The 25,057-nt window shown below is 77.3% G+C and carries 19 protein-coding genes; 3 read left to right on the top strand and 16 right to left on the bottom strand.

Annotated elements, in window-relative coordinates:
* From ABTZ17_RS27610 to ABTZ17_RS27575, 8 genes are all read right to left on the bottom strand, one after another.
* Nucleotides 1-2,868 (bottom strand): condensation domain-containing protein (locus ABTZ17_RS27610; RefSeq protein WP_352198444.1); only part of this gene is annotated, 2,868 nt, incomplete at its 3' end.
* Between the two features lie 3 nt (nucleotides 2,869-2,871).
* Nucleotides 2,872-4,314 carry a lysine N(6)-hydroxylase/L-ornithine N(5)-oxygenase family protein gene (locus tag ABTZ17_RS27605; RefSeq protein WP_352198443.1) on the bottom strand — a complete coding sequence of 481 codons (1,443 nt, stop codon included), beginning with the start codon at nucleotides 4,312-4,314 and terminating at the stop codon, nucleotides 2,872-2,874.
* A gap of 220 nt (nucleotides 4,315-4,534) precedes the next feature.
* A complete protein-coding gene (locus ABTZ17_RS27600; protein WP_352198442.1) occupies nucleotides 4,535-5,698 on the bottom strand; it encodes an acetylornithine transaminase in 1,164 nt (387 codons plus the stop codon).
* The gene (gene argB, locus ABTZ17_RS27595; RefSeq protein WP_352198445.1) at nucleotides 5,695-6,603 is read right to left on the bottom strand and encodes an acetylglutamate kinase; all 909 of its coding nucleotides are present in this window, start codon (nucleotides 6,601-6,603) and stop codon (nucleotides 5,695-5,697) included. The genes ABTZ17_RS27600 and argB overlap by 4 nt, the downstream gene beginning before the upstream one ends.
* A gap of 41 nt (nucleotides 6,604-6,644) precedes the next feature.
* Nucleotides 6,645-7,808, bottom strand: coding sequence for a bifunctional glutamate N-acetyltransferase/amino-acid acetyltransferase ArgJ (gene argJ / locus ABTZ17_RS27590; protein ID WP_352198441.1), 1,164 nt, complete (start codon nucleotides 7,806-7,808; stop codon nucleotides 6,645-6,647).
* A complete protein-coding gene (gene argC, locus ABTZ17_RS27585; protein WP_352198440.1) occupies nucleotides 7,805-8,893 on the bottom strand; it encodes an N-acetyl-gamma-glutamyl-phosphate reductase in 1,089 nt (362 codons plus the stop codon). The genes argJ and argC overlap by 4 nt, the downstream gene beginning before the upstream one ends.
* The gene (locus ABTZ17_RS27580; protein ID WP_352198439.1) at nucleotides 8,890-9,462 is read right to left on the bottom strand and encodes an isochorismatase family protein; all 573 of its coding nucleotides are present in this window, start codon (nucleotides 9,460-9,462) and stop codon (nucleotides 8,890-8,892) included. The genes argC and ABTZ17_RS27580 overlap by 4 nt, the downstream gene beginning before the upstream one ends.
* A 69-nt stretch (nucleotides 9,463-9,531) precedes the next feature.
* On the bottom strand, nucleotides 9,532-10,224 hold the full coding sequence (locus tag ABTZ17_RS27575) for a hypothetical protein (protein ID WP_352198438.1): 693 nt from the start codon (nucleotides 10,222-10,224) through the stop codon (nucleotides 9,532-9,534).
* Between the two features lie 190 nt (nucleotides 10,225-10,414).
* Between ABTZ17_RS27575 and ABTZ17_RS27570 the strand changes: the two genes are divergently transcribed.
* On the top strand, nucleotides 10,415-11,155 hold the full coding sequence (locus ABTZ17_RS27570) for a hypothetical protein (RefSeq protein WP_352198437.1): 741 nt from the start codon (nucleotides 10,415-10,417) through the stop codon (nucleotides 11,153-11,155).
* Nucleotides 11,156-11,252: 97 nt separating this feature from the next.
* Here the strand turns inward: ABTZ17_RS27570 and ABTZ17_RS27565 are convergent, their stop codons facing one another.
* The 8 genes from ABTZ17_RS27565 to ABTZ17_RS27530 all read right to left on the bottom strand — a co-directional run bounded on the left by ABTZ17_RS27565 (nucleotide 11,253) and on the right by ABTZ17_RS27530 (nucleotide 22,751).
* Entirely contained in the window at nucleotides 11,253-13,046 is a 1,794-nt protein-coding gene (locus tag ABTZ17_RS27565) for a thiopeptide-type bacteriocin biosynthesis protein (RefSeq protein ID WP_352198436.1), read from the bottom strand.
* A gap of 10 nt (nucleotides 13,047-13,056) precedes the next feature.
* Nucleotides 13,057-14,952, bottom strand: a complete 1,896-nt coding sequence (locus ABTZ17_RS27560; RefSeq protein ID WP_352198435.1) for a TOMM precursor leader peptide-binding protein — start codon at nucleotides 14,950-14,952, stop codon at nucleotides 13,057-13,059.
* Nucleotides 14,949-16,688: a hypothetical protein gene (locus tag ABTZ17_RS27555; RefSeq protein WP_352198434.1), complete on the bottom strand. Its 1,740-nt coding sequence runs from the start codon at nucleotides 16,686-16,688 to the stop codon at nucleotides 14,949-14,951. Before ABTZ17_RS27555 ends, ABTZ17_RS27560 begins: the two co-directional genes overlap by 4 nt.
* The gene (locus tag ABTZ17_RS27550; RefSeq protein ID WP_352198433.1) at nucleotides 16,685-17,881 is read right to left on the bottom strand and encodes a hypothetical protein; all 1,197 of its coding nucleotides are present in this window, start codon (nucleotides 17,879-17,881) and stop codon (nucleotides 16,685-16,687) included. Before ABTZ17_RS27550 ends, ABTZ17_RS27555 begins: the two co-directional genes overlap by 4 nt.
* A gap of 35 nt (nucleotides 17,882-17,916) precedes the next feature.
* Nucleotides 17,917-20,730 (bottom strand): lantibiotic dehydratase, encoded by a 2,814-nt coding sequence (locus ABTZ17_RS27545; protein ID WP_352198432.1) that lies wholly within the window; start codon nucleotides 20,728-20,730, stop codon nucleotides 17,917-17,919.
* A 112-nt stretch (nucleotides 20,731-20,842) separates the two neighbouring features.
* Entirely contained in the window at nucleotides 20,843-21,022 is a 180-nt protein-coding gene (locus ABTZ17_RS27540; protein WP_352198431.1) for a thiazolylpeptide-type bacteriocin, read from the bottom strand.
* 670 nt (nucleotides 21,023-21,692) lie between these two features.
* Complete coding sequence (locus tag ABTZ17_RS27535) at nucleotides 21,693-22,184, bottom strand: DUF6882 domain-containing protein (protein WP_352198430.1); 492 nt, start codon at nucleotides 22,182-22,184, stop codon at nucleotides 21,693-21,695.
* An 87-nt stretch (nucleotides 22,185-22,271) separates the two neighbouring features.
* On the bottom strand, nucleotides 22,272-22,751 hold the full coding sequence (locus ABTZ17_RS27530) for a MarR family transcriptional regulator (RefSeq protein WP_352198429.1): 480 nt from the start codon (nucleotides 22,749-22,751) through the stop codon (nucleotides 22,272-22,274).
* A 146-nt stretch (nucleotides 22,752-22,897) separates the two neighbouring features.
* Here ABTZ17_RS27530 and ABTZ17_RS27525 point away from each other — a divergent pair, with 146 nt between their 5' ends.
* Complete coding sequence (locus ABTZ17_RS27525) at nucleotides 22,898-23,275, top strand: HGxxPAAW family protein (RefSeq protein ID WP_352198428.1); 378 nt, start codon at nucleotides 22,898-22,900, stop codon at nucleotides 23,273-23,275.
* A 222-nt stretch (nucleotides 23,276-23,497) separates the two neighbouring features.
* Nucleotides 23,498-24,919, top strand: a complete 1,422-nt coding sequence (gene argG / locus ABTZ17_RS27520) for an argininosuccinate synthase (protein WP_352198427.1) — start codon at nucleotides 23,498-23,500, stop codon at nucleotides 24,917-24,919.
* Nucleotides 24,920-25,057: the final 138 nt, after the last annotated feature.

The raw sequence follows: 25,057 nt of genomic DNA, 5'->3' as shown, positions 1-25,057 counted from the left end.
TTCCAGTCGGGGTCGATTGCGGCCAGCGCGTGCGCCCGGCGTTCGGCCCGCGCCGCGTCCTTCCCGAGTCCACCTGCCCTGCGGACGTTGGTCAGGGTGAGGGGTGAGGAAGAACGCCGCGGCCTCCGTCGCGGAGGCGGAGAGCTCGGCCGCTTCGGCGGCGCCGAACAGCGCCGGGTGCCAGCGCCACCGCACGGTGACCCGGTGTCCGCCGCCGGGGGCCGCCGCGACGGTCGCGGTCAGCTCCAACGGGCCGTGCAGCGGGGGTTCCTCGCCGAGGGCGCCCGGGCCGGGCTGTTCGGCGACCGGGGCCGGACCCCAGCCGGGCGTGGCGGGGATCGGGCGGAGCGCGGCCCGCCTGCGGTAGGCGACGCCGCGGCCCGGGGCCCCGGCGGTGAGGGCGGAGGTCTGCGGGTTGAGGTGGCGCAGCTGCTCCTGGCCGCGGCCCCCGTCGGGTACGGCCAGCAGCGCCTCGCGCACGTCGGCGGGGCCTGCGGGGGCCAGTGGGAGCCGGACCCCGTGCACGGTGGACAGGCGTCCGGCGGTGCGGGGGGCGTCGCCGGGGCGGGGCAGCTCCAGTTCCACCGGCAGGGCGCCGCCGTCGTGGAGCCGGGGCCGACCGGCGGCGGTCCGGGCCAGGGCCGTGAGCAGGGCCACGTCCACGGGGTGCGGTCCGGGGCCCGCGGCGGGCACCTCGAACTCCGTGACCACGTCGTGCCCGCCCTCGGCCCGGGGCCAGTCCCGGCCGGGCGGTCCGGCCGCCAGCTCCCGCCAGTGCGGCAGTTCGCGGACGCGTTCCGGGGACTGGGCGCGGGTGGCGAGCCCGGCCGCCCAGGCGGTCAGGCCGCCCGCTTCGGGGAAGCCCTCGGGCCGGTTGCCGACACCCGCGAACCAGCCGTACAGGGAAGGGAGTTCGGTGAGGATCAGCTGCCAGGAGACGTCGTCCACGCTGAGCGCGTGGGCGGCGAGCAGCAGGCGCCCGGGCTCCTCGGGGCCGGCGTCGAACCAGGCGGCCCGCAGCACGGCCGCGCCGGCCGGGTCCAGGGCGGCGCCCGCGGTGCGGGCTGCCCGGGCGGCGAGCGCGGTCCGGGCGGCGGGGGTCAGGCCCGCGACGGGGTAGCGGCGCAGGGTGGCGGGATCGGTGACGGCGGGGGCCGCGGCGGCGGCCCGGACCTCCTGGCTCCACACGCCGTGGCTCCGGTGCAGGGCGGTGCGCAGCGCCGGGTGGCGGCGGGCCAGGGTGGCGAGGGCACGGCGCAGCGGGGCCGTGCGCAGGCCCGCCGGGACCTCCAGGAGGACGGCCTCGCGTGCCCGTTCGGCGGGGCCGGGGGCGGTACGGAGCCGGTGCGCGGCGGGCAGCAGGGTCAGGGGGCCGCGTTCGCGGTCGGCGGCCGGGCCGGGCAGGGCGCGCAGCCCGTCCGGGGCGGCGGCCGGGGCCTCGGCGGTCGGGGCCGTGCCGCGGGGGTCGCCGGTCCCGGCGTGGGTGGCGCCCGCGATGCGGCCGGCCCGGGTGCCGGGCTGCCGGGCCAATCCGGCGAGCAGCGCGGTGAACCCGGCGGCGGCGCCGGCCAGGTCGGCCGGGTGGTAGAGGGCGGGGTTCGCGTCGAGGTCGAGGCGAAGCAGGCCCTCGGGGGTCCTGGCCGCGGACACCGCGAGTTCGTCCACGGGCCCGGAGGCCAGGCTGACCACCCGGCCCGGTACGCCCGCGAAGTCCAGTTCGGTGTCGAAGGGGCGCAGGTTGACCAGCGGGCCGGGGACCCGGGTGCCGGTGTGGGCCGGCCACACGGCGCGGGCCACCTCGCTGCCGCGGACGCGCTGGTGGCGGCGGAGGAAGGCGGTCTCGGCGGCGGCCCGGCCCAGCAGGTCCCGGAAGGTGTCGGCGGGTCCGGCGGCGATCCGCACCGGGAGGATGTTCACGGCGGCGGCGGGCACCCGCAGGGTGCCGGGGGCGGTGCGGGCGGCCGCGTAGACGGCGAGCAGGGCCTCGGCGGCGCCGGTGGCCGCGGTGGTGTGCACGGCGGTGGCGGCGAGGACGGCCTCGCCCCAGGTGACGCCCGCGTCCCGGGCGGCGGCCTCCACGGCCGCCGTGTCGGCGGGGCCGAGGACGACGGAGTGCCGCAGGGCGGTGTCGGCGGGCGGGGCGCTGCGGCCGCGCAGCGGCACCGGCAGGGCGGTGCCGGCCAGGTGCCGGGTCCAGGCCGCGAGGTCGGCGCGCCGTTCGGCGGAGGCGGCGTAGGCGCTCTCGGCCTCCACCAGGGCGGTGACGGGCGCGAAGGGGGAGGGGCCGGCGGTGCGGCCGCGGACGGCGGCCGTGTACAGCTCGGCGATCCGGTGGTTGAGCAGGGCCAGCCCGTGCCCGTCGACGGCGAGCTGGTGGAAGAACTGCACCAGCAGGTGGTGTTCGGGGCCGACGGTGACGAGCACGCTGCCCGCGAGGTCGGGTACGTCGCCGGGGGCGGGCGGGTCGGTGAGGAGGTCCAGGCGGGGCGGGCAGGCGAGCTGTCCGCGGACCAGGCCGAGGGCGGCGGCCACCGGGTCGGCGGCGCCGGAGGTGTCCAGCAGGGCGGGGCGGCGGGGACGGCCCGGTTCGCGGACGGGGGACTGGCGGGGGCCGTCGTTCCCGGGCAGCAGCCGGAACCGCAGCCAGGGCGCCTCGTCGAGGGCGGCGGCCACGGCGTCGCGCAGGGCCTCGGTGTCGACGGGGCCGGCGAGTTCCACGTACTGGCCGACGTTGTGCCCGGCGTAACCGGGGGCGGCGCGCTGCGCGGCCAGGAACTCGGCCTGGGCGGCGGTCAGCGGCACCCCGTCGGGGACGCCGGGCCTGCGCGGGGAGGGGACGGACGGGACGGGGGAGGGCGTGGCGGACATGCGTCAGCTCCGTATTCCCGAGGGGCGGGCGGCGGTGGCGGCGAGCGGTTCCCGGCGGTCGGGGGCCGCTGCCACGGCCCCGCCCGGCAGCAGGGAGGCGCACACCTCCCCGGCGCGGACGGCCAGGGTGGACAGCAGGGAGGAGGTCAGGCCGTGGGTGTGTTCGGTGCCCGCGCCCTGGAGGTAGATGCCCGCGCGCAGCCGGGCGGTGGTGGCGATGCGGTGGTCGCGGCCGATCCGGAGGCGGCCCCGGCCGTCGGTGAGGCACTCGTCCATCAGCGGGCCGAGCAGGTCCCGGGGGTCGGGGGCCCGGTAGCCGGTGGCGTATACCACGGCGTCGCAGTCGAGCGTGGTGACGGTGCCGTCGATGAGGGAGCGCACGGTCGCCCGGACGCCGTCCGGGGTCCCGGTGAGGGTGACGACCTCGGTGGCGTTGAGGATCCGCAGGCGGGCGGCGCCGGAGACCTTCTCCTGGTACACGGTCCGGTACAGCTGCGTGATCAGGTCCGCGTCCACCACGGAGTAGTTGGTGTTGGCGTGGTAGCCGAGCAACTGCTGCCGGACCTCCTCCGGCGCGGTGAAGAAGTCGTCCACGGCGGCCGGGTCGAAGATCCGGTTGGCGAAGGGGCTGTCGTCGGCGGGGCTGTAGCCGTAGCGGGAGAAGGCGGCGCAGACCTCGGCGCCGGGGAAGGTCCGGTGCAGGTGGTCGGCGGCCTCGGCGGCGGACTGCCCGGCCCCGACCACGAGGAAGCGGCGGGGGGCGTCCGCGCCGGCGGCCACGGCGGTCAGCTCGCGGGTGCGGTGCAGGAGCTCGCTGGTGTGCCAGACGTGCGGGCCGCCGCGGACCCCTTCGGGGAGGCGGGGCACCAGGCCGGTGCCCAGGACGACGTTGCGGGTGCGCAGCACGCCGCCGGCGGCCTTCGGGTCCCCGGTCGGGCGGTGCCGCACGTCCAGGAACTGCGCCGGCCCGTCCGCGTCGGCTCCGCCGTCCCCGGCGCCGGCCGCCGTCACCGCCGTCACCGCCGTCACCTCGGTGCCGTAGGACACCTGGGCGGTGAAGTCCTCGGCGCACCAGCGCAGGTAGTCGTGGAACTCGATCCGGGTGGGGAAGAAGGTCTTCTGGTTGATGAAGTCCGCCAGCCGCCCGTGGTCCTGGAGGTACTGGAGGAAGCTGTAGGGGCTTCCCGGGTTCCGCTGGGTGACCAGGTCCTTGAGGAAGGACACCTGCATGGTGGCGCCCTCCAGCAGCATGCCCGGGTGCCAGCCGAAGGTGTCCTGGCGTTCGAGGAACGTCGCCCGGAGGCCGCCGGCCGGTTCCTGCCCGGAGTTGTGCTCGGCCACCGCGATCGCCAGGGCCAGGTTGGCCGGGCCGAAGCCGATGCCCACCAGGTCGGTGACGGCGGGGGAGAGGTCCCCGGACGCGGAACGCGTATGTGGTGCGGACATGCCCATCCTTCCTCGGACTTACCCGGATACTTAGGTAAGGCTGGCCTAACATCACCGATCGGTGGGGGAGTGTCAAGTCGCCCCCGCGAGCCCGTGCGGGGCCCCCGTAACACCTCAAATCCCCTGATCGGAAGGGTTGTTGAGGAAACCTGCTCAGGGCAGGCCGAAAGGCGGCCCCCGGCTTCCGCCGGGGGCCGCCGTACCGTCCGAGCGGCCCGAATCAGCCGTCCAGGAGCCCCGGGAGCCGCTGCAGCAAGGCGTCCAGCTCGGCGTCGGACACCACCAGCGGCGGCGCCAGTCGGAGCACCGAGGGCCCACAGGCGTTGATCAGGAACCCGGCATTCAGGGCGGCCCGTTGGATGCGGTCGGACTCGGGCTTGGACAACTCCACCCCGAGCAGCAGACCGCGGCCGCGGACCTCCCGCACCAGCGGGTGCCCGAGCCCCTCCAACCCGGCGCGCAACCGCTCCCCGGCGACCCGGACCCGCTCCAGCAGCCCCTGCCCGGCGATCGTGTCCAGCACGGCCAGACCGGCCGCGCACGCCACCGGATTGCCCCCGAAGGTCGACCCGTGCTGACCCGGCCCCAGCAGCTCCGCCGCCTCACCGAAGGCCAGCACGGCCCCGATGGGAAGCCCGCCGCCCAGCCCCTTCGCCAACAGCACCACGTCCGGGTCCACGCCCGGCTCCGCCCCGTGGCCGAACCAGTGCCCGGTCCGGCCGATGCCGGTCTGCACCTCGTCCAGGACCAGTAGCGCCCCGGCCTCCCGGGTGAGCTCCCGGGCCGCCCGCAGGTAGCCCGGCGGCGCGGGACGCACCCCGGCCTCTCCCTGCACCGGCTCCAGCACCACCGCCGCCGTGTCCGGCCCGACCGCCGAGGCCAGCGCCCCGAGGTCCCCGTACGGCACGTGCCGTACCCCGGGCACCAGCGGACCGAACGGCTCCCGCTTCGCGGGCTGACCGGTCAGCGACAGCGCCCCCATGGTCCGGCCGTGGAAGCCGCCCTCGGCGGCCACCATCCCGGCGCGACCGGTGCGACGGGCCAGTTTGAACGCCGCCTCCACCGCCTCCGCACCGGAGTTGGCGAAGAACACCCGCCCCGGCCGCCCCGCCAGCTCCACCAGCCGCTCGGCCAGCTCCACCGGCGGGCCCGCCGCGTACAGGTTCGACACGTGCCCCAGCAGGGCCGCCTGCCCGGCCACCGCGGCCACCACGGCCGGATGGGCGTGACCCAGCGCGTTCACCGCGATCCCGGAGGTGAAGTCCGTGTACGTGCGACCGTCCTCGTCCCACAGGGTGCAGCCGCTGCCCCGGACCAGCGCCGGACCGGGCGGCCCGTACGTGTCCATGAGCACGGCCCGCGCCCGGTCCCGCAGCCCGCTCACCGGGCACCTCCCGCCGCCACCGGCTCCGCCGTCCGGACCGCCGCCGCGGCACCCGCCGGCGGCCGCGCCCCGGGCACCGGGCCCGGGACCACGCAGGTCCCGACCGGGTCCTCGGCGAACACCTCCAGCAGCAGCGAATGGGGCATCCGCCCGTCCAGCACGTGCGCCATGCCCACTCCGCCCCGGACGGCCCGCAGGCAGCCCTCCATCTTCGGCACCATGCCGCCCGACAACGAGGGCAGCAGGGCGTCCAGTTCGTCCGCCGTCAGCCGGTCCACGACGGTGGTCCCGTGCGGCCAGTCGGGCACCAGGCCCGCCACGTCGGTCAGCATCACCAGTTTCTCGGCGCCCAGCGCGGCCGCGAGGGCCGCCGCCGCCAGATCGGCGTTGACGTTGTAGACCTGCCCGTCCTCCCCGCGCGCCACGGGCGAGATCACCGGGATCCGGCCCCGGTCCAGCAGGGCCCGGACGGTCTCCGGGTCCACCGCCACCACCTCGCCCACCAGGCCGATGTCCACCTCGCGGCCGTCCACGACGGCCGGCCGGCGCACCGCGGTCAACGTGCGGGCGTCCTCCCCGGTCATCCCGACGGCGAACGGGCCGTGCTCGTTGACCAGTCCGACGATCTCCCGCTGCACCTGCCCGGCCAGCACCATCCGGACCACCTCCATCACCTCGGGGGTGGTCACCCGCAGCCCGGACTCGAAGGAGACCTCCAGGTCCAGGCGCCGCAGCAGGGCGCTGATCTGCGGCCCGCCGCCGTGCACGACCACGGGCCGCAACCCGGCGTAGCGCAGCGAGACCACGTCCGCGGCGAAGGCCCGCTTGAGCTCCTCGTCCACCATGGCGTTGCCGCCGAACTTCACCACCACGACCCGGTCGCGGTAGCGCTCCAGCCACGGCATGGCCTCGATGACGGTCCGCGCCCGCGCGCGCCTCGGCCCGCTCACGAGCTGTACGCGCTGTTCTCGTGCACGTACGCGGCCGTGAGGTCGTTGGTCCACAGCACCGCCGACTCCGGGCCGGTGCGCAGGTCGACGGCCACGGTGATCTCCCGCCCGCTCATGTCCACCTTCTCCCGAGGTTCCCCGGGCGCGCTGTCGCGGCACACCCGGACGCCGTTGATCTCCACGTCGAGCCGGGCGGGGTCGAACACGGCGTCGGTGGTGCCCACCGCGGACAGCACGCGCCCCCAATTGGGGTCCTCGCCGTGCAGGGCGCACTTGAGGAGGTTGCTGCGGGACACCGCCCGGGCCACGGTGACGGCGTCGGACTCGGAGTCCGCGCCGGTCACCACGATCCGGATCTCCTTGGAGGCGCCTTCGGCGTCGGCGACCAACTGCCGGGCGAGGTCGGCGCAGACCTCGCGCACGGCCGCGGCGAACTCCCCCTCCTCGGGGGCCGTGCCGGAGGCGCCCGAGGACAGCAGCAGCACGGTGTCGTTGGTGGACATGCAGCCGTCGGAGTCGACCCGGTCGAAGGTGGTGCGCACGGCCTCGCGGAGGACGGAGTCCAGCCGGTCGGCGGGCACTTCGGCGTCGGTGGTGAGGACCACGAGCATGGTGGCGAGGCCGGGGGCGAGCATGCCGGCGCCCTTGGCCATGCCGCCGACGGTCCAGCCGTCGCCGCCGGTCACGGCGGTCTTGGCCACGGTGTCGGTGGTCATGATGGCGCGGGCGGCGCGCAGGCCGCCCGCCGGGTCCTTGGGTCCGGCCAGTCGGGCGGCGGCCTCGGCGACCCCGCGCTCCAGGGCGGGCATCGGGAGGCGGACCCCGATCAGTCCGGTGGAGCAGACCGCGACCTGGGCGGGGAGCAGCCCCAGGGAGGCGCCGGCGGTCTCGGCGGTGCGCCGGGTGTCGGCCTCGCCCTCCGGTCCCGTGCAGGCGTTGGCTCCGCCGGAGTTGAGGACGACCGCGGCGAGGCTGCCGTCGGTCAGGGCCTCCCGGGACCAGCGGACCGGGGCGGCCTGCACCCGGTTGGAGGTGAACACGCCCGCGGCGGCCCGGTGCGGGCCGGTGTTGACCACCAGCGCCAGGTCGAGGCGACCGCCGTCCTTGATGCCGCAGGCCAGGCCCTCGGCCACGAATCCACGTGCCGCGGTCACGCTCACGGTGCCACTCCGTCCAGGGGGAGGCCCAGGGTCTCGGGGAGGCCGAGGGCGAGGTTCATGCATTGCAGGGCGGCGCCCGCGGTGCCCTTGGTGAGGTTGTCGACGGCCGCCACGGCCATCAGCCGGCCGGTGGCCGGGTCGACGGTGACCTGCACCTGCGCGGTGTTGGAGCCGATGACCGAGCCGGTGGCGGGCCAACGGCCCGCGGGCAGCAGCCGGACGAAGGGTTCCTCGGCGTAGGCCGCTTCGTACGCGGCGCGCACCCGCTCGGGGTCGAGGCCCGGCCGCAGGCGGGCGGTGCAGGTGGCGAGGATGCCCCGGGGCATCGACACCAGGACGGGGGTGAAGGACACCGCGACGTCCTCACCGGCGGCCGCGGAGAGGTTCTGTTCCAGTTCGGGGGTGTGGCGGTGCCCGCCGCCGACGGCGTAGGCGGTGGCCGAACCCATGACCTCGGCGCCCATCAGGTGGGCGCGGGGTTCACGTCCGGCCCCGGAGGTCCCGCTGGCCGCGATGACCACGGCCTCCGGCTCCAGGAGTCCGGCCGCGAAGGCGGGGGCCAGTGCCAGGCTCGCCGCGGTCGGGTAGCAGCCCGGCACCGCCACCCGACGGGCACCGGCCAGCTCCTTGCGGCCGCCCGCCAGCTCGGGCAGCCCGTACGGCCAACTGCCCGCGTGGGGGCCCTCGTAGAAGCGCTCCCAGGCGGCGGCGTCGCGCAGCCGGAAGTCCGCCCCCAGGTCGATGACCAGCGTCTCCTCCGGCAGGTCCGCGGCCAGGGCCGCGGAGGCCCCGTGCGGCAGCGCGAGGAAGACCACCTCGTGCGCGGCCAGGTCGGCCGGGTCCGCGGCGGCGAACGCCGTGTCCCCGAGCCGCGGTATCGCGGCCAGGTGCGGGTGCGCGGCGGCCACCGGCTGACCGGCCCGGGAGTGCGCCGCCAGGGTGCCGAGCTCCACCGCCGGGTGGCGGTGCAGCAGCCGCAGCAGCTCCCCTCCGGCGTATCCGCTGGCCCCGGCCACGGCGACCCGCACCCGTGGGTGCGGGCCCGGATCCGGTTCCGGTGCGGGGGAGGGGGGTGGGTTGGTCATCGGCGTTCCATTTCGTCGACGAGGGATCGGGTGGTGCGGACCACGCCCCAGCGGGCCGCGGTCCAGCGCAGGGCGAGGGCGTGGTCCTCCGGGTCGGTGTCCGCGACGGCGTCCGCGGCGACGAAGGGCTGGAGCCCGTGCATCCGGGCGTCGGCGGCCGTCAACAGCACCCCGCTCGCGGCGAACAGCCCGCACAGCACCAGCTGGTCGCGACCGGTGCGGGAGAGCACCTGGCCGAGGTGGCTGCGCAGGAAGGCGTTCTCGCGGACGTAGGTGATGACGTGCTCGCCGCGCTCGGGGACGAGGCCGCCGGGTCCGGGGGCGTCCCCCGGGGTGTGTCCGAACACCACCGGCATGCGGTGCTCCCGGGCGGCCCGGCGCAGCACCGCCGCGTTCGCGAGGAGGGCCGCCCCGGGGGCGGCCGTCGCCGGGAAGGCGTGCAGCAGGCGTGGCTGGAGGCCCAGGATGAGGAGCGCGGCCCGGTCGGGGTCCAGGTTCCAGGTGGCGTCGGAAGCGGGGAGTTCGGCTTCTGCGGGCATCGGGTACGGCATGACTCGGGACAGGTCCATGACCGGAGGTCCCCCTCGTGCGGAGCGACCGGTCGCCGCTCATTTGTAGTTAGGTGAGCCTAACCTAACTTACCCGTCCTCGGTTGGCGAGAGCAGCGGGTCGTCGAGCCGCACCAGCCGGTACCGGCCCTCCCCGGCCGCCGCCCCCTCACCCGTCGGAACGCCCCGCGCCCCCCGGCCGGTCCGCTCCCGGGCCGTCCGGGCCCGCAGCCGCTGCGCCGCCTCCAACAGCGCCTCCACGCCCGGCGTCCCGCGCCGCAGCCGGTTGAACCGCCGCACCGGAATGCCCGCCAGCGCCGCCGCCACCGGCCAGGCCGCGCCCCGCCCCACGGCGTCCAGCACCACCCGCAACCGTGCCGGAGTGGCCTCCTCCGCGGCCGTCAGACCGTGCCCCGCCGCCAGCGCCCCGGCCGCCCGCAACGCCCCCGCGAACGCCGGATCCTGGGCCAGCCAGTCCCGCAGCATCCGCTCCGGCACCCCGGCCGCCACCGCAACCGCGGGCAGCGCCAGCCCCTGCGCGGCGGCCCGCAGCGCCTCCGCCATCCGCGCCACCGTGTCGTCCCGCTGGCTCGGCGGCCGCCCCAGCGCCTCCAGCAGCCCGCGCTCGGCCTCCTCGCGCGCCGCGAGCCAGGAGACGATCCGCTCGGCCCGCGGCTCCCAGGCCTCGGGCCCGGCCCCCTGCTCCCACCCGTCGGTCCCCGGTACGGCTTCCGGTCCGGCGGCGCGCGCCACCCGTTCGGTGGCGTGTTCGTACATGGTCATCCCCGTTCGGTCAGGTGCACCTGACACCGAAGAATCCTGCGTCCGCACCCCGTTCCTCCGCCCATGACAGCGTCCGCCCGCCGGCCCGGCAAGCGGGTTGGAGAACATTGGTCTCTGTGTTGGCCGGGTCCCGGCGCGCCGCGGCGAAAACCCTTACCGCGCGCCGGCCGCCCCCCGGCACACTGGCGGCATGAACCTCCGCCAGGTCCAGCGCGACCCCGCCCCGGGCCGCTACGGCCGCCTCCTGGTGCACACGGGCAGCCTCGCCGCCGCCGACTGGATCGCCGAAGGCGGCCCGAACCAGGGCCCGTTCGCCACCGTCGAGGGAAACACCGCCACCGGGTACCCCGCCTACGCCCGGATCCTGCACCCGGCGAGCCTGGACGAGCGGCCCGTCCGCTGGGACGCCGTGGGCGCCGCCTACGGACGCGCCGTGGACGGCACCACCCGCTGGCACGAGCTCGTCGGCGTCGCCTGGCACCAGCGCTGCGACCAGCGCCACGACGAAGATCCCACGGCCCCCGCCGTCTGGGACGAGCCCCCCGGCGAAGGCCCCACCCCCCTCGACCTGGCCCGCACCCTCCTCCCCGTCCTCGCCCGACACACCCGTACCGCCGACCGCGTCTGGTACGGCCTCTGGCACGGCTACGGGCGCTGGGGCTGGGACGGCATCCCCTGCTTCCCCACCCCCAACCGGGAGGAGGTCCTCCTCTCCGGCCCCCTCGCCGACGCGATCAGCCCCGCCACGGAGCTCGACGAGTTCGCCGAGCTCCCCGACCGGTGGTGGCCCGAGGACCGGGCCTGGGTCCTCGGCGGCGACGTGGACCTCATGAGCACCTACGTGGCCGGCCCCGAGCCCCTCATCGCCGACCTCCTCACCCACCCCGCGCTGGAGGCCCACCGGGTCGCCCCGACGGCCCGCCTGGACTGAGGCCGGACCCCGCACGGGAGCGGAGCCCCGGCCCCGCAGGCGAGCGAGGCGCGAGGTGGGGGACGCGGGGTGGGGGGCGGAGCCCCGCGAGCACCGGTCAGGCTCCGGCCAGGCCGAGCGGCAGCAGGTACTGCACCGGCTCCTCCAGATCGTCCAGCCCCAACACCTCGTGCGCGAGATCGTCCTGCACCCCGCCCAACGGCAGGGTCGCCACCCCGAAGGCCCCCGCCGTCAGCAACAGCGCCTGCGTCAGGTGCCCCGCCTCCAACAGCCCCAGCCGCAAGGCCCGCAACCCGTACCGGCGCCGCAGCAGCCCCAGGTCCAGGTGGACGGCCAGGACCGCCGGTGCCCCGTCGATCCCCACCCCGTCCGGATCACCCGCGGGCCGGGACAGGTACGAGGACAAGGCCTTCAGCTCCGCCAGGGCAGGGGGCGGTCCCACCGGCAGCAGGCTCCGTCGCTCCGGGACGCAGGCGTACGTACCGGGTGCCAGCCCGTCCACCCCCAGCGCCACGAGCCGCACCCGCACGCTGTAGGCGGCCCCGGCACTCGGGTACGGCCGGTGGTGCGAGGTCCGCACCGACCCGTCCGGAAGCTCCCGCCGGGAATCGTGGCTGCGGGCGTACGCCGACCACAGCAGGCCCCCCAAGGTCCGGGCCGCCAACGGCCCGGTCAGCGGCCCGCGCGCCGAACGCCGGAGCCGGAACGCCTCGGCGAGCGTCAGATCCGGCAACGGATCCGCGGACAGCGGCAGTTCCGCGGCGAGCCGCCGGGCCGACGGCGGTCGCGGCGCGGGCAACTCCCGCAGCGCGCCGTCCTCGGGCCGTCCGATCAGGAACTTGCTCTCCTCCAGGTACCGCAGGTCCGCCGCCCCGGGCCCCGAGGGGAAGAACCCGCGCCCGTCCCCACCGGCCGTCCCCCCGGCCGACGGACCGTCCGCGCCGCCCGGCTCCAGCAGCGCGCGGGCCGCCAGTCGGCACACGGCCCGCTCCTCGTCGGGGGTGACGCCCAGCCGGTTGAACAGCATGTGCAGCTGCGAGGCCCACACCCACAGCAGCCGGTCCGCCCGCTCGGGGTCCGCCTCGCTCCGGGGCGCTCCGTCCGTGCCGGGCACCAACGGATCGAGCCGGGCGTGCGCCGCCGCCACCCGCTCGGCCCACCCGGCGAGCCAGGGCGCGGCCCCGCCGTCGGCGAGCGCCGCGCGCAGCCCGTCGGCCCGGGCCGCGAGCCGCCTCCGCTGACCGGCGAACACCTGGTTGACCCGGGTGTGCACGGCGCTGCCGGGCAGCGGCTCCGGGTCGGTGACCCACCGCCAGGACGCCGCGTGCCGCCGCAGCCATCCGGAGCCGGCCCGGCCGTCGAGACCGAGCCCGTGGGCGGTGGCCCAGGCCAGGTCCAGGGCGAGCGCCAGCCGGCCGTCCCGGCCCGGCACCGCGCGCAGCGCCTCCACGGCGGTCCCGGTGGACCACTGGAACAGCTCCTCGGCCACCGGCAGCGCCGCCGGGCCCCCGTACCGTTCGGTCTCGGGCCGGTAGGGCACCGCCGTGACCGTGCCGTGCGGCTGCGGCCACGGCCCCTCCAGGGCGGCGAACCCGCCCGCCAGACGGGTGAGTTCGACGCCCAGATCGGCCGCGGCCGGCGTCCCCGGCCCGCGGTGGCGGATCCGCAGGTGCGGGCCGCCCTCGCCGTGCCGGATGAAGAACCAGCCCGCCCCGGGCGCCGCGGTGACCCCGTCCAGCAGCGGGGCCAGGGCCTCCGTCACGAAGGCGTCGGCGTCGGCGCCCCCGCTGTGCAGGGCGAGGTGCAGGCTCTGCCAGGCGGCCGGATCGCGCCCGTCCGACGGGGACGCGGCGGGCGAGGGGGCGGAGCCGGGCGACGGAACGCGGGTCATGACGGGGTCCTCACGGGAAGGGGTGCGGGTGCAGGGGCAGGTCCTCGTGGCGCAACGGCCGTGGCACGCGGCCCAGTCGGTACGGCACGTCCAGCAGCCGGGGCAGCCCCAGGGTGCGCCGGTTCACGTGCCCGAAGGTCATCGGCAGGGTGCCGGGGACGATCACCTTGGCGCAGTGCAGGCCCAGGCCGTCCCGGATCCCGGGTTCGTCCTGCCCCACGACGACGACCTCCAGGTCGAGTTCCGCCAGCGCCCGGGTCGTCCGGTGCAGCAGCTCGGTCAGGTCGTCCACCGGCGCCGGTGCCCCCGGCCACCGTTCCGTCCAGGGCGCGCACGGGCCGTCCGGGAACAGGAACTCCAGCCGGGGTTGCGCCTCCGGCAGGGTGTTGAGGCCCACGTGGTCGTCCAGGCCGACCACCAGGTCCGGGCGGTCCAGCAGGGGCCGCAGCCGATCCGGGTCGCGGGCGCCGCCGGGTCCCGCCGGACGGTGGGCCGCGTCCTGCACGTTGGTGACCACCTCGGCCACCGCCGAGCGGATCGCCACCCGCGGGTCGTGGTGGGCGCCGGCGGCCAGGAAGGCCCGGGGCGCCTCCGGCCGGGACCCCTCGTACCGGCACAGCGCGATCACCGAGGGGATCCCCAGGTCGTTGGTGGCGTCCAGCAGGGTCAACCGGTAGCGCAGCAGCGCCGCCCGGTCCGCGAGGGCCGCGACGAGCGGATCCTCCTCCGGTACGGCCAGCCGCGGCAGCGGGGCCCCCGCGTACCAGGCCATCAGGAAGGCGTCCCGCTCGGCCACCTCGAACAGCCCGTACAGGGCGGCCTCTTCGGGGCTGTTGCCCAGACCGCAGCCGTTGGAGGACTCGTACACCACCCGGGTCCGGTCGGGACCGGGCACGTCCCAGTAGGCCACGTGCTCGGGCACGGCCACCGCCCGTCCCCGGGTCAGCGACCGGCCGTACACCCAGTCCAGCTCAAGATCGGGGGAGTAGGGCACGGTCGGGCTCGCCGGGTGCCCGTGGAAGGCCGGATCGGGCAGGCCCAGCCGGGCCGGGTCCACCGCGGCCGCCGCTCCCAGCTCGGCGAAGGAGGCCCGCAGCGCGGTGCGGCGCCCGGTGGGCCGCATCCCCGCCAGCCGCTCCACCGCCTCGAACAGGGCCACCCGCTCACTCGCGTCGAAGTCCCCGGCCCGCCCGTACCCGCCGTCGTCCAGCCGCCGCCCGTCCGTCACCCAGGCCGTGGTCAGCGCGAACGCCGAGTCCTCGGTGCGGAACAGCCGGCGCACCGGCCCGAACCGGTCGTCGTGCAGCCGGTCCCGCAACTCCGCCGCACCGGTGCGGCCTTCGGCCCCGCGCAGCACCCGGGGATCGGGCAGCGGCCGCGGTACGGACAACGTCGGGGCCGCGTCGGGGGAGTCGGCGGGCAGCGGTCGGCACACCGGACAGCCGCCCACCGGCCGGACCCGGTGCGTGGACCAGGTGCCGCGGTCCCCGTGCACCAGGTACACGGTGGCCGCCCGGTCCGCCCCTCCCTCGGGGTCCTCGGCGAGCGGCCCCTCGGCGAGCAGTCCCTCGGCGAGCAGGGACACCGCCGGTGCCAGTGCCGGCGTGCCGGTGCCGGCGAGGGTCAGGTTCGGGCTGTGCCAGGGGACCCGGCCGCCGGCGGTGGCCAGCCGCTGGAACTCGGTGCAGGCCAGACAGGCCGCGGCGGCGGGCTCCAGGACCGGACCGACGACCGTGACCGCCCCGTCCTCCCGGACCGGCACGAAGCGCACCGGGTGCGCCAGCGCGTGCCGGCTGAGCCGTTCGGCCAGTCCGAGCGTCCACCGGTCGAGGCGGACCACGGCCGCTCCCGAGGTCGCCGCGAGGGCCTCGTCGGGGGTGAGCACGGGCGGGGCGGTGGTGCTCATCGTTCTCCTCCGTCGGGGTGCGGCCGGCGGCCCGGCGCCGGCTCCGGTCCGATCGAGAGGACGGCGAACCCGCTGGCGGCCAGGGCCCGTTCCAGCGGGCGCTCACCGGTCGGCACCGGTCGGGTCAGGTGTCCGGTGAGCCCGTCGAGGGCCGCCAGCAGCCTCGCCTCCCGGTCCGCGACCCCGGCCAGCCAGGTGTCCGTCCAGCCCTCGTCCCGCCGGCCCGCCGGTCCGGCGCCCGCCGCGACCAGGGGGGCCGCGGCGCCACCCGTCCCGGTGTGCCGGAACCCGACCCGCCCGGACCGGGCCGCCATCGTCCGGGTGACCGCGGCGAGCGCCGCGAAGGCCACGGCATCGGCCGCGGTCGCCTCCACCGCTCGGGCCACCACCCGGAGCGGACCGGTGGCCGGCGCGACCGGCTCCGCGCGGACCACCGCGAGGAACGCCGCCCCGTCCCCGAGCGGACGCACCGTCACCTCCGCCCGCCGGCCCTGGCGCCGGGTCAGCACCCGCCACCAGTGCCGGGCCTGCGGATGCTCCCGCCACACCTCCTCCGGAAGCGCGGCCCCCGCCTCCGGCCCGTACCGCGCGGCCCGCCGCAGGGCCCGACCCCGGGCATGGCCGGCGCCGGCCCCGACCACCAGGCCGGTGCGCGCGCCCGGCCCGGCCGCCAGGTGCAGTTCGGCGGACCGGCAGGCCGCCTCCAGCCGGGCCAGGTCCGTGCGGGCCGCCCCGGCCAGCAGGATCCCGGAGGGCACCGGGCAGGCCACCAGCGCCGCCGGCAGCTGCGGCAGGGCCCCGGCCGCGGCCTCCGGCAACGCTCCGAGCCGGGCGTCCGTGAGCACCGACACCCGGCGCAGCGCCTCCGCGAGCCCGCCGGGCTCCCCGGGCGCCGGCCCGGCGTCGGGGCCGCCCGGGGCCCACGGGTGGTGGGCGGCCCGGGGCGGCCGGTCCTCGGTCAGCAGAACGGCCGCCACGCCCGGGAGCCCGAACCGGAGGTCCTCCTCGTGCGCGGCCGGATCGGGCAGACCCGCCACCGCGCACAGCAGCCGGTGGGCCGCGGCCCCCGCCAACAGCTCGGTGCCGACGGCCGTGCCGCTCCCGCCGGCGGACCGGCCCGGACCGGGCACCCGGAGCCGGTCGGCCAGAGCGCGGGCGGTGGCGCGTACGGCCCGCGGGGCGCCCGGCGCGGACACGAACCCGCCGTCGGCGGTCCGCCCCACGGCCACGGCGACCGGCCCGGTCGGCCCCGCCGCCGTCACCAGGGCCAGGCCCGGCGGCAGCCCGGGGCCGGTCCGCGCCTCCGGCACGGCATCCGCCGCGGCCAACGCCCTGAGCAGGGCCGCCGCCAGCGGCCCGGTCGGCGCGGCCGCGGACACCACGGGCCGCGCCGCGCCCAGCCGGGCGGTGGCGGCCACCGGATCGCCGGCCGCCGCTGCGGGCCAAGGCGCGGCCCCGGCCCCCTCGTCGGCCGGCACCAGCAGGTCCTGCTCCCGCAGCCGCTCCGCGAGCGCGTCCAGCGCGGCGGCCACCGCGGGCGCGGGCGGCGCCCCGCCCTCCGCCGGGGCGGGGGCCGCGCCCAGCCGGGGCGCCAGCAGTTCCCACAGCCGGGGCAGGGCGGCACTGCCCTCCAGCGTCACGCCCGCCCCCCGGCCCCGCAGGTGCAGTCCGGCCCGCAGCGGGGTGACGGCCACCCCGGGCCGCAGGCGTTCCGCGGGCCGTCCGCCCCCGCTCACGAGACCCGCTCCGCCCGTTCCGCGGCGGCCGCCAGCCGCTCCCGCCAGTCGTACCCGGTCAGTCCGGGCACGGCCCGCACCAGCAGGTGCGCGGCCAGGTACCGCTCCAGGGGCCGCACGTCGCACAGCGCGAGCAGCCGGTACAGGGCGTTGGTGGCGGTCCGGTGGATGAGGTACTCGGGGCGGCGCCACAGCCCGCCGTCCGGCTCGGCGCGGTCGAGGAGCCGGTGGAAGGGGCTGAAGCGGGTGCGGCGGTCCGGGTCCCAGCGGTCCGCTGTGGCGGGGTCGCCGAGGGCGGCGGCCCGCGCCCGGTACTCCTCCGGGTTCCCGCCCAGGTCGGCGCCGGCGGCGTGCCGGTCCGCGATCCGCCGCCAGGCGTCGGCGGACCAGTCGGCCCAGGCCCGCTCCCAGCCCGTGGCCCCGCCGCCGGAGACCCGGCCCACCAGGTCGGTGACCTGCGGACCCGCGCTCTCCCACTGCCGGTCGAAGCCGGCGCGGAGGGCCTGGCCGGAGTCCGGTTCGTGGACGAGGAAGTCCTCCAGGTGGGACACGTACGAGTAGTGGCCGCCGATCAGCCCGCCGGGATGCGCGGAGGCGTGCGCGGCCAGGGCGGTGACGGCCAGTCCGACCCGGGCGGTGGCGGAGTCGCCGCGCTCCCCGAGCCGGCCGGTGCCCGCGGCGAGCGCGGCCAGTCCGGTACGGAGCAGGGCGGTGCGCAGCCGCACGCCCTCGGCCCCGATGAGCGCGGTGAGGGCGGCGGTCGCGGCCGGGTCGGCGGGGGTCACGCGGACGGTGTTGTCGGGCACCAGCGGCCCGTACGGCGGGGCGATCAGCTCGGCGCGTCCGGCGGCGGCCGCCCGGGTGAGGAGTTCGGCCTCGGTGAGCGGGGACCGGGAGGGGCGGGCGGCGACCCGGGCGCGCAGTTCGGCGGCGGCGCGTTCGGCGGCTTCGGCCACCGGTCCGGGCGGGCCCTCCAGGCACAGCCGCAGGTGGGGGCCGTACCGCCAGTGGCGTTCGACGTGCGCCCCGAGTCCGGCGGCCTCGGCCCGGCGGGCCAGCGGGAGGACCGTGTCCCGCAGCAGCGGGGCCTTCGCCTCCTCGTAGTGGTGGACGGTCACGTCGAGCGCCGCGCGCGGGGCGGCTCCGGGCGCGGGGGCCCGGTCGGCGGGGCCGGTGCGGGCCGGCGCGTTCATCGGGTTGCCTCCGTGAGGGGTGCGGGGCGGGCGGTTCACCGGGTGCGCCCCGGTCGGTAGGTCTCCAGGACGGTTTCGGTGGTGTGGCGGGCGGTGGGGCGACCGCCGGGGGCGGGCAGGGCCTCTTCGAGGACGACGCCGCCGGGGTGCCGGGCGAGCCAGCCGGCGAGGCAGCGCAGGTGGAGGGCGTTGCCGAGGTCGAGGGCCTGGGGTTTGGGGCCGCGGAGTCGGGCGACCAGCTCCTCGGCGGGGCGGCCGCCGCCGGCGGGCACCGGGTGGAGGAAGAGTTGTTCGGGCAGGTCGAGCAGGGCGCGCCAGCGGGCCGTGGTGGCGACCGGGGGCTCCCCGAGGTCGGCGGCGAGGTCGGCGCGCCAGGCGGCGAGCACCCCTTCGGGGAGGTGCCAGCGGCGCCGGGACAGCACCAGGTGGCGGTGGCGCAGTCGGGCGGCGCGCAGCACCTCGCCGCCGGGGGCGGGGACCGTCTCGCGGGGGGCGAGGCCCCGGAAGTCCACCATCCCGGCCGGGTGGTCGTTGAGGTACGGGGCCAGCCGCTGAGGGAGCATCACGGGGGCGAGGAAGCCGAGGTAGAGCACGTCGAGGAGGTCTCCGGTGGCGCGCACCCGGAAACGGAGCTGTTCGGTGACGGGGTCGTGCCACAGCTCCAGTCCGCTCTCCGACAGGGAGGTCCGGTACCGGTCGGGTCCCACTTCGTCGGGGAGCAGCAGCGGGTGCAGGTTGGCGTTGAACCCGCCGACGGGCCTGATCTGCGCGGCCCTCGTGCCGGGGCCGAGGGCCCGGCGGAGCTGCCGGGCCACCTGTGCGGTGGGTCCGGGGCCCAGGGGGTCGAGGAAGCGGCTGGTGAAGCGGCCCCAGCCGCCGTAGACGTGGTTCACGGCGAGCAGTCCGGAGTCCGGGTCGGACTGGAGGAACCAGGCGTAGCTGAGCGGTCGGGCGGAGGTCCAGGGCGGCAGGCGGTCCGCGAGGTCGCGGACGGCCGCCAGGGGGAGGACGGCCTCCGGGGCGAGGGCGCCCGTGCCGTTCCCGCCGAGGGAGCGGCCGGTCCGCAGGAGTTCCTCGCGCAGCTCCAGGAGGGCGGCGAGCGGGGCCGGTCGGCCGCGGGCGGCGCCCGGGGAGGCGAGCCGGGTGGCGTCCTCCCAGGCGGCGGCCGTGTCGGCACCGAACTCCCAGGGGTCGGCGCAGGTTCCGCCGATGCCGTAGCGGGCGGTGAACCGGTCCCGGGCGGCCCACCGCATCAGGTGACCGAGGTCGAACAGCTCGGCCAGCGCCGTGAGTTCGGTGAGGGCCTCGCGGTCGGCGGAGCCCGGTCCGGTGCCGGGGCCCGGGACGGTGATCGCCGTTCCTCCGGGCCGGGGGCGCGGGGCGCCGGCCGACGGGCCCGGGTCGGGCCCCGGGCTGGGGGCCGGTCGAGGTCCGGGCCGGGGTACGGGGGGTCGATCGGGGCGAGGGTGCCGAGGGGGCTCCGGGACGGCGAGGACGTCCTCGGTGAGCACGGTCAGGGGTGCGGCGTCGGCGGGCACCGGCCGTCCGGCGTCGGCGAGGAGGTGCCGCCAGGAGGCGGCGAGCGCGTCGAGCCGTTCCGGCCGGTCGGCGGCCGGGAGGGACCCGAACCGGTCGGTGTCCGCGGCGATCCGGTCCAGGCGGGCGGCCAGGGCCGCGTCCTCGGGCCACCGGCGGAGCCAGTCGGCGAGGGCCGTGAGGGCGCGGGGGTGTTGGGGGTCCACGGGGGCGGCGGGCACCAGCAGGCCGGTCTCCGCGAGCCGGTCCAGGAAGCCGGCCACGGCCCGGTCCCCGGGCGGCCGGCCCAGGGCCAGGGCGAGCCGGTCGGTGAGGCGGCCGAGGGGTTCGGGCACGGTGGTGAGGCGGGTCAGGGCGGCCAGCGCGGCCGAGGGGGCCGCCACCGCCACCTCCTCCTCGTGGGTGATCAGGTACCGGCCGCCCCCGAACACCGCGTCGCTGCGGGCGAACCGGGCCGCGCCCGCGCCGCCGGCCACGCTGCTGGACAGTCGGTGCGGCAGGCCGCGGCGGCGGCGCGGCTCGTCGAGGAGGGCGGCGGTCAGCGCGGTGACCAGCGTGCGGTTCCCCCGTACCACCGCGGTCAGCGGCACGGGTCGGTCCGTCGCCGTGCCGGGGGCCCCGCCCGGCAGCCAGCCGACGGCGGTGTACCAGGTGAGCGGGCTGGTCTTGGCGGCGGCGCGGAGCGCCTGCCGCAGGACGGCGGGTTCCGCCTTGCGGGCCCGGCGGCCGGTGTCCCCGCGGCCCGCGCGGGCGACGGCGCCGAGGAGTTCGGAGCCGCTGAGCGCGACGGCGCGGTGGAAGGCGGGGGAGCGGCACCAGGCGGCGAGGAGCGCGCGTTCGGCGTCGAGGGCGGCCGGCGCGGCGGCGGTCAGGGCGGCGAGCAGGCGGGCCCGCTCGGCGTGCAGCTCCAGCCAGTCGGCTAGGCGCGGCACCCGGTCGGGCAGGTCGCCGAGCCGGGCCAGGAGGGCCGGGCGAGGGGTGCGTCCGTTGTGCAGGTCGCGGCGCAACGGCAGGACGACCTGCCGGTGGAAGCGTTCGTCGTGCTCGGGCCGGGAGTCGTGGAGGTCGTCGGTGAGGGGGGCCCGCAGCCGGGCCTCCTGGGCGGCGAGTCGCGTGAGGCGGGCGACGAGGGCGCGGAACGGGGCCGCGTCGGGGGCTTCCGCCGGGTAGGGGAGGACGGCCGTACGGACCAGCGCGTAGGGGGCGGTGCCGGTGCCGGTGCCGGTGCCGGTATCGGTATCGGGCGCGGGCGGTGGGGCGGGCGCCGGTGCCGTGGACCGTACGGGGGCGGGGGACTGGGCTGGGTGCGGCATCGCGGGCTCCCGTCGCGGTGATCGGGTCCGCGCGGCCGGCCGGTGGTCGGCCGCGCGGGGGCCCGTCGGGCGGGGCCCGTCAAGGACGCTCCGGATCCCCGGAGCGTCGGGGTCAGAGGGAGGTGTCCAGCTGCGGCTGGGCGCAGGAGGAGGAGCCCTGGCAGGAACAGGAGCCCCAGGAGGCGCCGTTCTCGGGGAGGGCGGCGGTGTCACGCAGGACCGTGACGGAGAGCTCGCTGAGGTCCAGGTCCAGGTCCTGGAGTTCGGCGTCCTGGTTCACGGGGTCGGCCATGGGGGCTCCTTGACTCGATGAGGGGAGGACGGGCCCGGATCGCGCCGGTGCGGAGTTCCGGGCCGCCGGGGCCGGGTACGGGAATCCCGTACGGGGCGGGCGGTCAGGGACGCCGGATCCCGCGCGGGGCTCCGTGGTGCGTGCCGGGGGGATCCGGTGCTTCCTCTTCGAGTCTGATCGGCCAACAAGGCCAAAAACAAGGCCAGTTGTGACATTGGCCTGTTGGCTCCGGCGCGTCGCCCGCGCCGGCGGCGCTCTATTGGCATGCAAGCGGCGTCCTAGTGGACCGTGCGAAGGGGCCACTGCTCCGGGCCTGCGACCTCGGGCGTCCCATCCGTGCCCCGGCTCCGTGCGGTCGCGCCGGAGTCGCCCGACGGCCGGAATGAGCCCTTCCGGAGGTGTCTCGGAGGAGGGTGGGCGGTGCGACGGCCGGGCCGGACTTCCGGAAGTGTCAACAAGAGGCCCCGGGTGCCGTTGCCCTTTCGGCCAACTTGCTTGCGCACAAAGGGAGTTGATGAAAACCTACGCAGCCCCATGACAGCCGCCGAACGATTCCGGCCGCGATCGGCCGGTGATGCGGAGGGGGCGGGGGAGTGCTTCCGGGGCGCGTGCCGGTCCGGGGCTCGGCCTCCGGTGGCCGGAGCCGCCGGACCCCGCACCGGGCCCGCCGTCAGAACAGCGTCTCCGTCACCGGCCTCAGATCGTGGATCGCGAAGTGCAGCCGCGCCTCGTCCGTGGAGTCCGCCCACAGGCCCTCCGCGTCGAGCACCGAGGCCGCGACCAAGCGGGCCTCGGCGACGAGTTCGGGGTCGGCGTCGAAGCCCGGCCACGGCAGCACCGGAAAGTCGTTGGCCTCTCCGAACCGGCGCACCCGCTCGATGTCGCCCAGCACCGCGGCCGGCAGCGACGGGTGGGCCCAGGCCCACAGCCAGGTCCCCCGGGACGCGCTCACGCTGCCGATCATCGTGAGTCGACCCGTGAGGAAGTCCCGCCCGGCGCGGGACCACGTGATCCGGGCGTCGTCGAGCGACCAGTGGTAACGGACGTCGCCCGCCAGGCCGTGGCGCTCGACCATGAGCGCCTGCCGTGCCCGGGCCCGCTCGCGCGCCGCGGACACCACCGCGTCCCAGTCGGAATGATCGTGCGGGGAACCGCCCTCCACCGTGCCTCCTCGTGCCGAACCGTCGGCGGGATCCTCCCACCCCGCACGGCGGCGCCCCGCCCCGGGTCCCGCCCCGATCCGCCGCCCTTACGGGCGGCCCGAGCGGAGCGACTCCAGGTGCTCCCGGGCCGCCTCCGCGGCGCGCGTGAACCAGTCCGCGATCACCGCGGTCTCCTCCGGCCCGTAGTCGGCGAACACCGCGCCCAGTCGCTCGTAGAAGGGCTGGTACAGGGCGACCACCCGGGCCGCCGCCTCCGGGACGGCCACCACCCGGACCCGCCGCCGGTCCGCCGGGTCGGGTCGGCGCTCCGCGTAGCCGGCCTTCTCCAGGCGGTTGAGCACCCCGGTGACGGCCCCGGTGGTGAGGTTGACCCGCTCGGCCAGGTCGCCCGCCGAGAGCGGGTTCTCGCCCGCGCCCAGGACGTGCCCCAGGCAGGTGAGGTCGGTGACGTTCAGGCCGAGCGCCTGGGCCACCTCCTGCTGGCCCACGATCCCGAGGGCCACGAACGCGTCCATGCGCTGGATCGCCTCGACGGCCGTGGCCGCCGGGCGGGTCTTGCCCTGCACGCAGAGACTCCTTAGTATCTAAGTTACTTAGCTCGTGAGATAAAAGATCTCGCGACGAGCGGCCTGTGCACCACCCCGGGCGCCGCGTCCACCACGACTCCCGGCCCTCATCCTGCCTGGCCGCCCCTGCGAACGGGAGCGACACCATGAGCGCACACGGCCACGTCGACCTCGGCCACACCGTGGCGGGCTGGACCGGCACCGCCCTCGGCGTGCTCGCCGCCGCGGTCGGGGGAGCCTCCCTCTGTCTGGACCGGACCCCCGGCCTCTGGCTGGGCGGCGCCCTCGCCGTCGTCGCCGTCCTGGTCACCTGGGCCCTGCACCTGGCGGGTTGGGGCAAGCCCGGTGGCCCCCGCCCGGAGACGGAGTGGTCCTGGCGGGTCCGCGACACGGCCGCCCGCGCCGGCCACCCCGGCTGCGTCGGCTGCCGCGCCGCGGGTCGGCGCGTCCCCGCCGCGACCGCTCCCGCCCCGGGCCCCGCCGCCGGATCCCCCGCGGAGCGCGCCCCCTCCCTCGCCCGCTGAGACCCCCGCGCCGCTTCGGGGTCCCGGTCCGGAGTTCCGGTCCCGCGCTCCGGTCCGGGAGTCCCGCTCCGAACGACGGTTCCCCGCAGCGGTTCCACACGGCGGTTCCGCGGGGTGGTTCCGTGGCGCGGACCCGCCGGTTCCGCGCGCCGGAGGCCGATGCCGTGTCCGTCACACGGATATGCGTGTCGGGCCGGGCCGGAACGGGTCTAGGATGCATACATGTCGAAGGTTCTGAATAAGCTTCCAGTCGGCGAGCGCATCGGCATCGCGTTCTCGGGTGGTTTGGACACATCTGTCGCAGTCGCCTGGATGCGCGAGCGGGGCGCCATCCCTTATGCCTATACAGCCGACATCGGTCAGTACGACGAGCCGGACCTGGCCGACGTGCCCGCGCGCGGTCGGGCCTACGGGGCCGAGCAGGCCCGGCTGGTCGACTGCCGTGAGGCGCTCGTCGAGGAGGGCCTCGCCGCGCTCGCCTGCGGCGCCTTCCACATCCGCTCGGCCGGCCAGGTGTACTTCAACACCACTCCCCTCGGCCGCGCCGTGACCGGCACCCTGCTGGTGCGCGCCATGCGCGAGGACGGCGTGGACATCTGGGGCGACGGCTCCACCTACAAGGGCAACGACATCGAGCGGTTCTACCGCTACGGCCTGCTCGCCAACCCGAGCCTGCGCATCTACAAGCCCTGGCTGGACCGCACCTTCGTCGCCGAGCTCGGCGGCCGCCACGAGATGTCCGCCTGGCTGTCCGAGCGCGACCTGCCCTACCGGGACTCCGCGGAGAAGGCGTACTCCACCGACGCCAACATCTGGGGCGCCACCCACGAGGCCAAGCGCCTGGAGTTCCTCGACGCCTCCCTGGAGATCGTCACCCCGATCATGGGCGTCCGCTTCTGGGACCCCGAGGTCGAGATCGCCGCCGAGGACGTCACCGTCGAGTTCGAGCGCGGCCGGCCCGTCCGGATCAACGGCCGCTCCTTCGAGTCCGCCGTCGACCTGGTCCTGGAGGCCAACGCCATCGGCGGCCGACACGGCCTCGGCATGTCCGACCAGATCGAGAACCGCATCATCGAGGCGAAGAGCCGCGGCATCTACGAGGCCCCCGCCATGGCCCTGCTGCACATCGCCTACGAGCGGCTCCTCAACGCCATCCACAACGAGGACACCGTGGCCATGTACCACGGCGAGGGCCGCCGCCTCGGCCGCCTCCTCTACGAAGGCCGCTGGTTCGACCCGCAGGCCCTCATGCTCCGCGAGAGCCTCCAGCGCTGGGTGGGCAGCCCCGTCACCGGCAGCGTCACCCTGCGGCTGCGCCGCGGGCAGGACTACACCGTGCTCGACACCCAGGGCCCGCACCTGAGCTACCACCCCGAGAAGCTCTCCATGGAGCGCAGCCACGACCCGGCCTTCTTCCCGGACGACCGGATCGGCCAGCTCACCATGCGGAACCTCGACATCGCCGACTCCCGCAGCAAGCTGGAGCAGTACGCCGCCCAGGGCCAGCTCACCGCCTGGGGCGGCCTCATCGGCGACCTGCCCCCCGGCGGTGCCCAGGCGATCGCCGCCGGCAGCCACGGCGAGGCCGTGCCCGTGGACGCGGACGCTCTCGACCACGCCGCCATGGAATCCGGCACCGACTGACCCGGTCCGGAGCACGAAGGCCGTGCCCCCCCCCGCCCCCCCGCCGCCGGGGGCGCGGCCCGGGGGCGGGGGCCCCCCCCCCCCGGGGGGGGGGGCCCCGCGGGCCCGGGCGCCGGGGGGCGGGGGGGGCCCACCCCC

It is taken from the genome of Streptomyces sp. NPDC097619, assembly GCF_040302735.1.
Taxonomy (GTDB): Bacteria; Actinomycetota; Actinomycetes; order Streptomycetales; family Streptomycetaceae; genus Streptomyces.
This window is presented reverse-complemented; position numbering and strand designations above follow the sequence as displayed.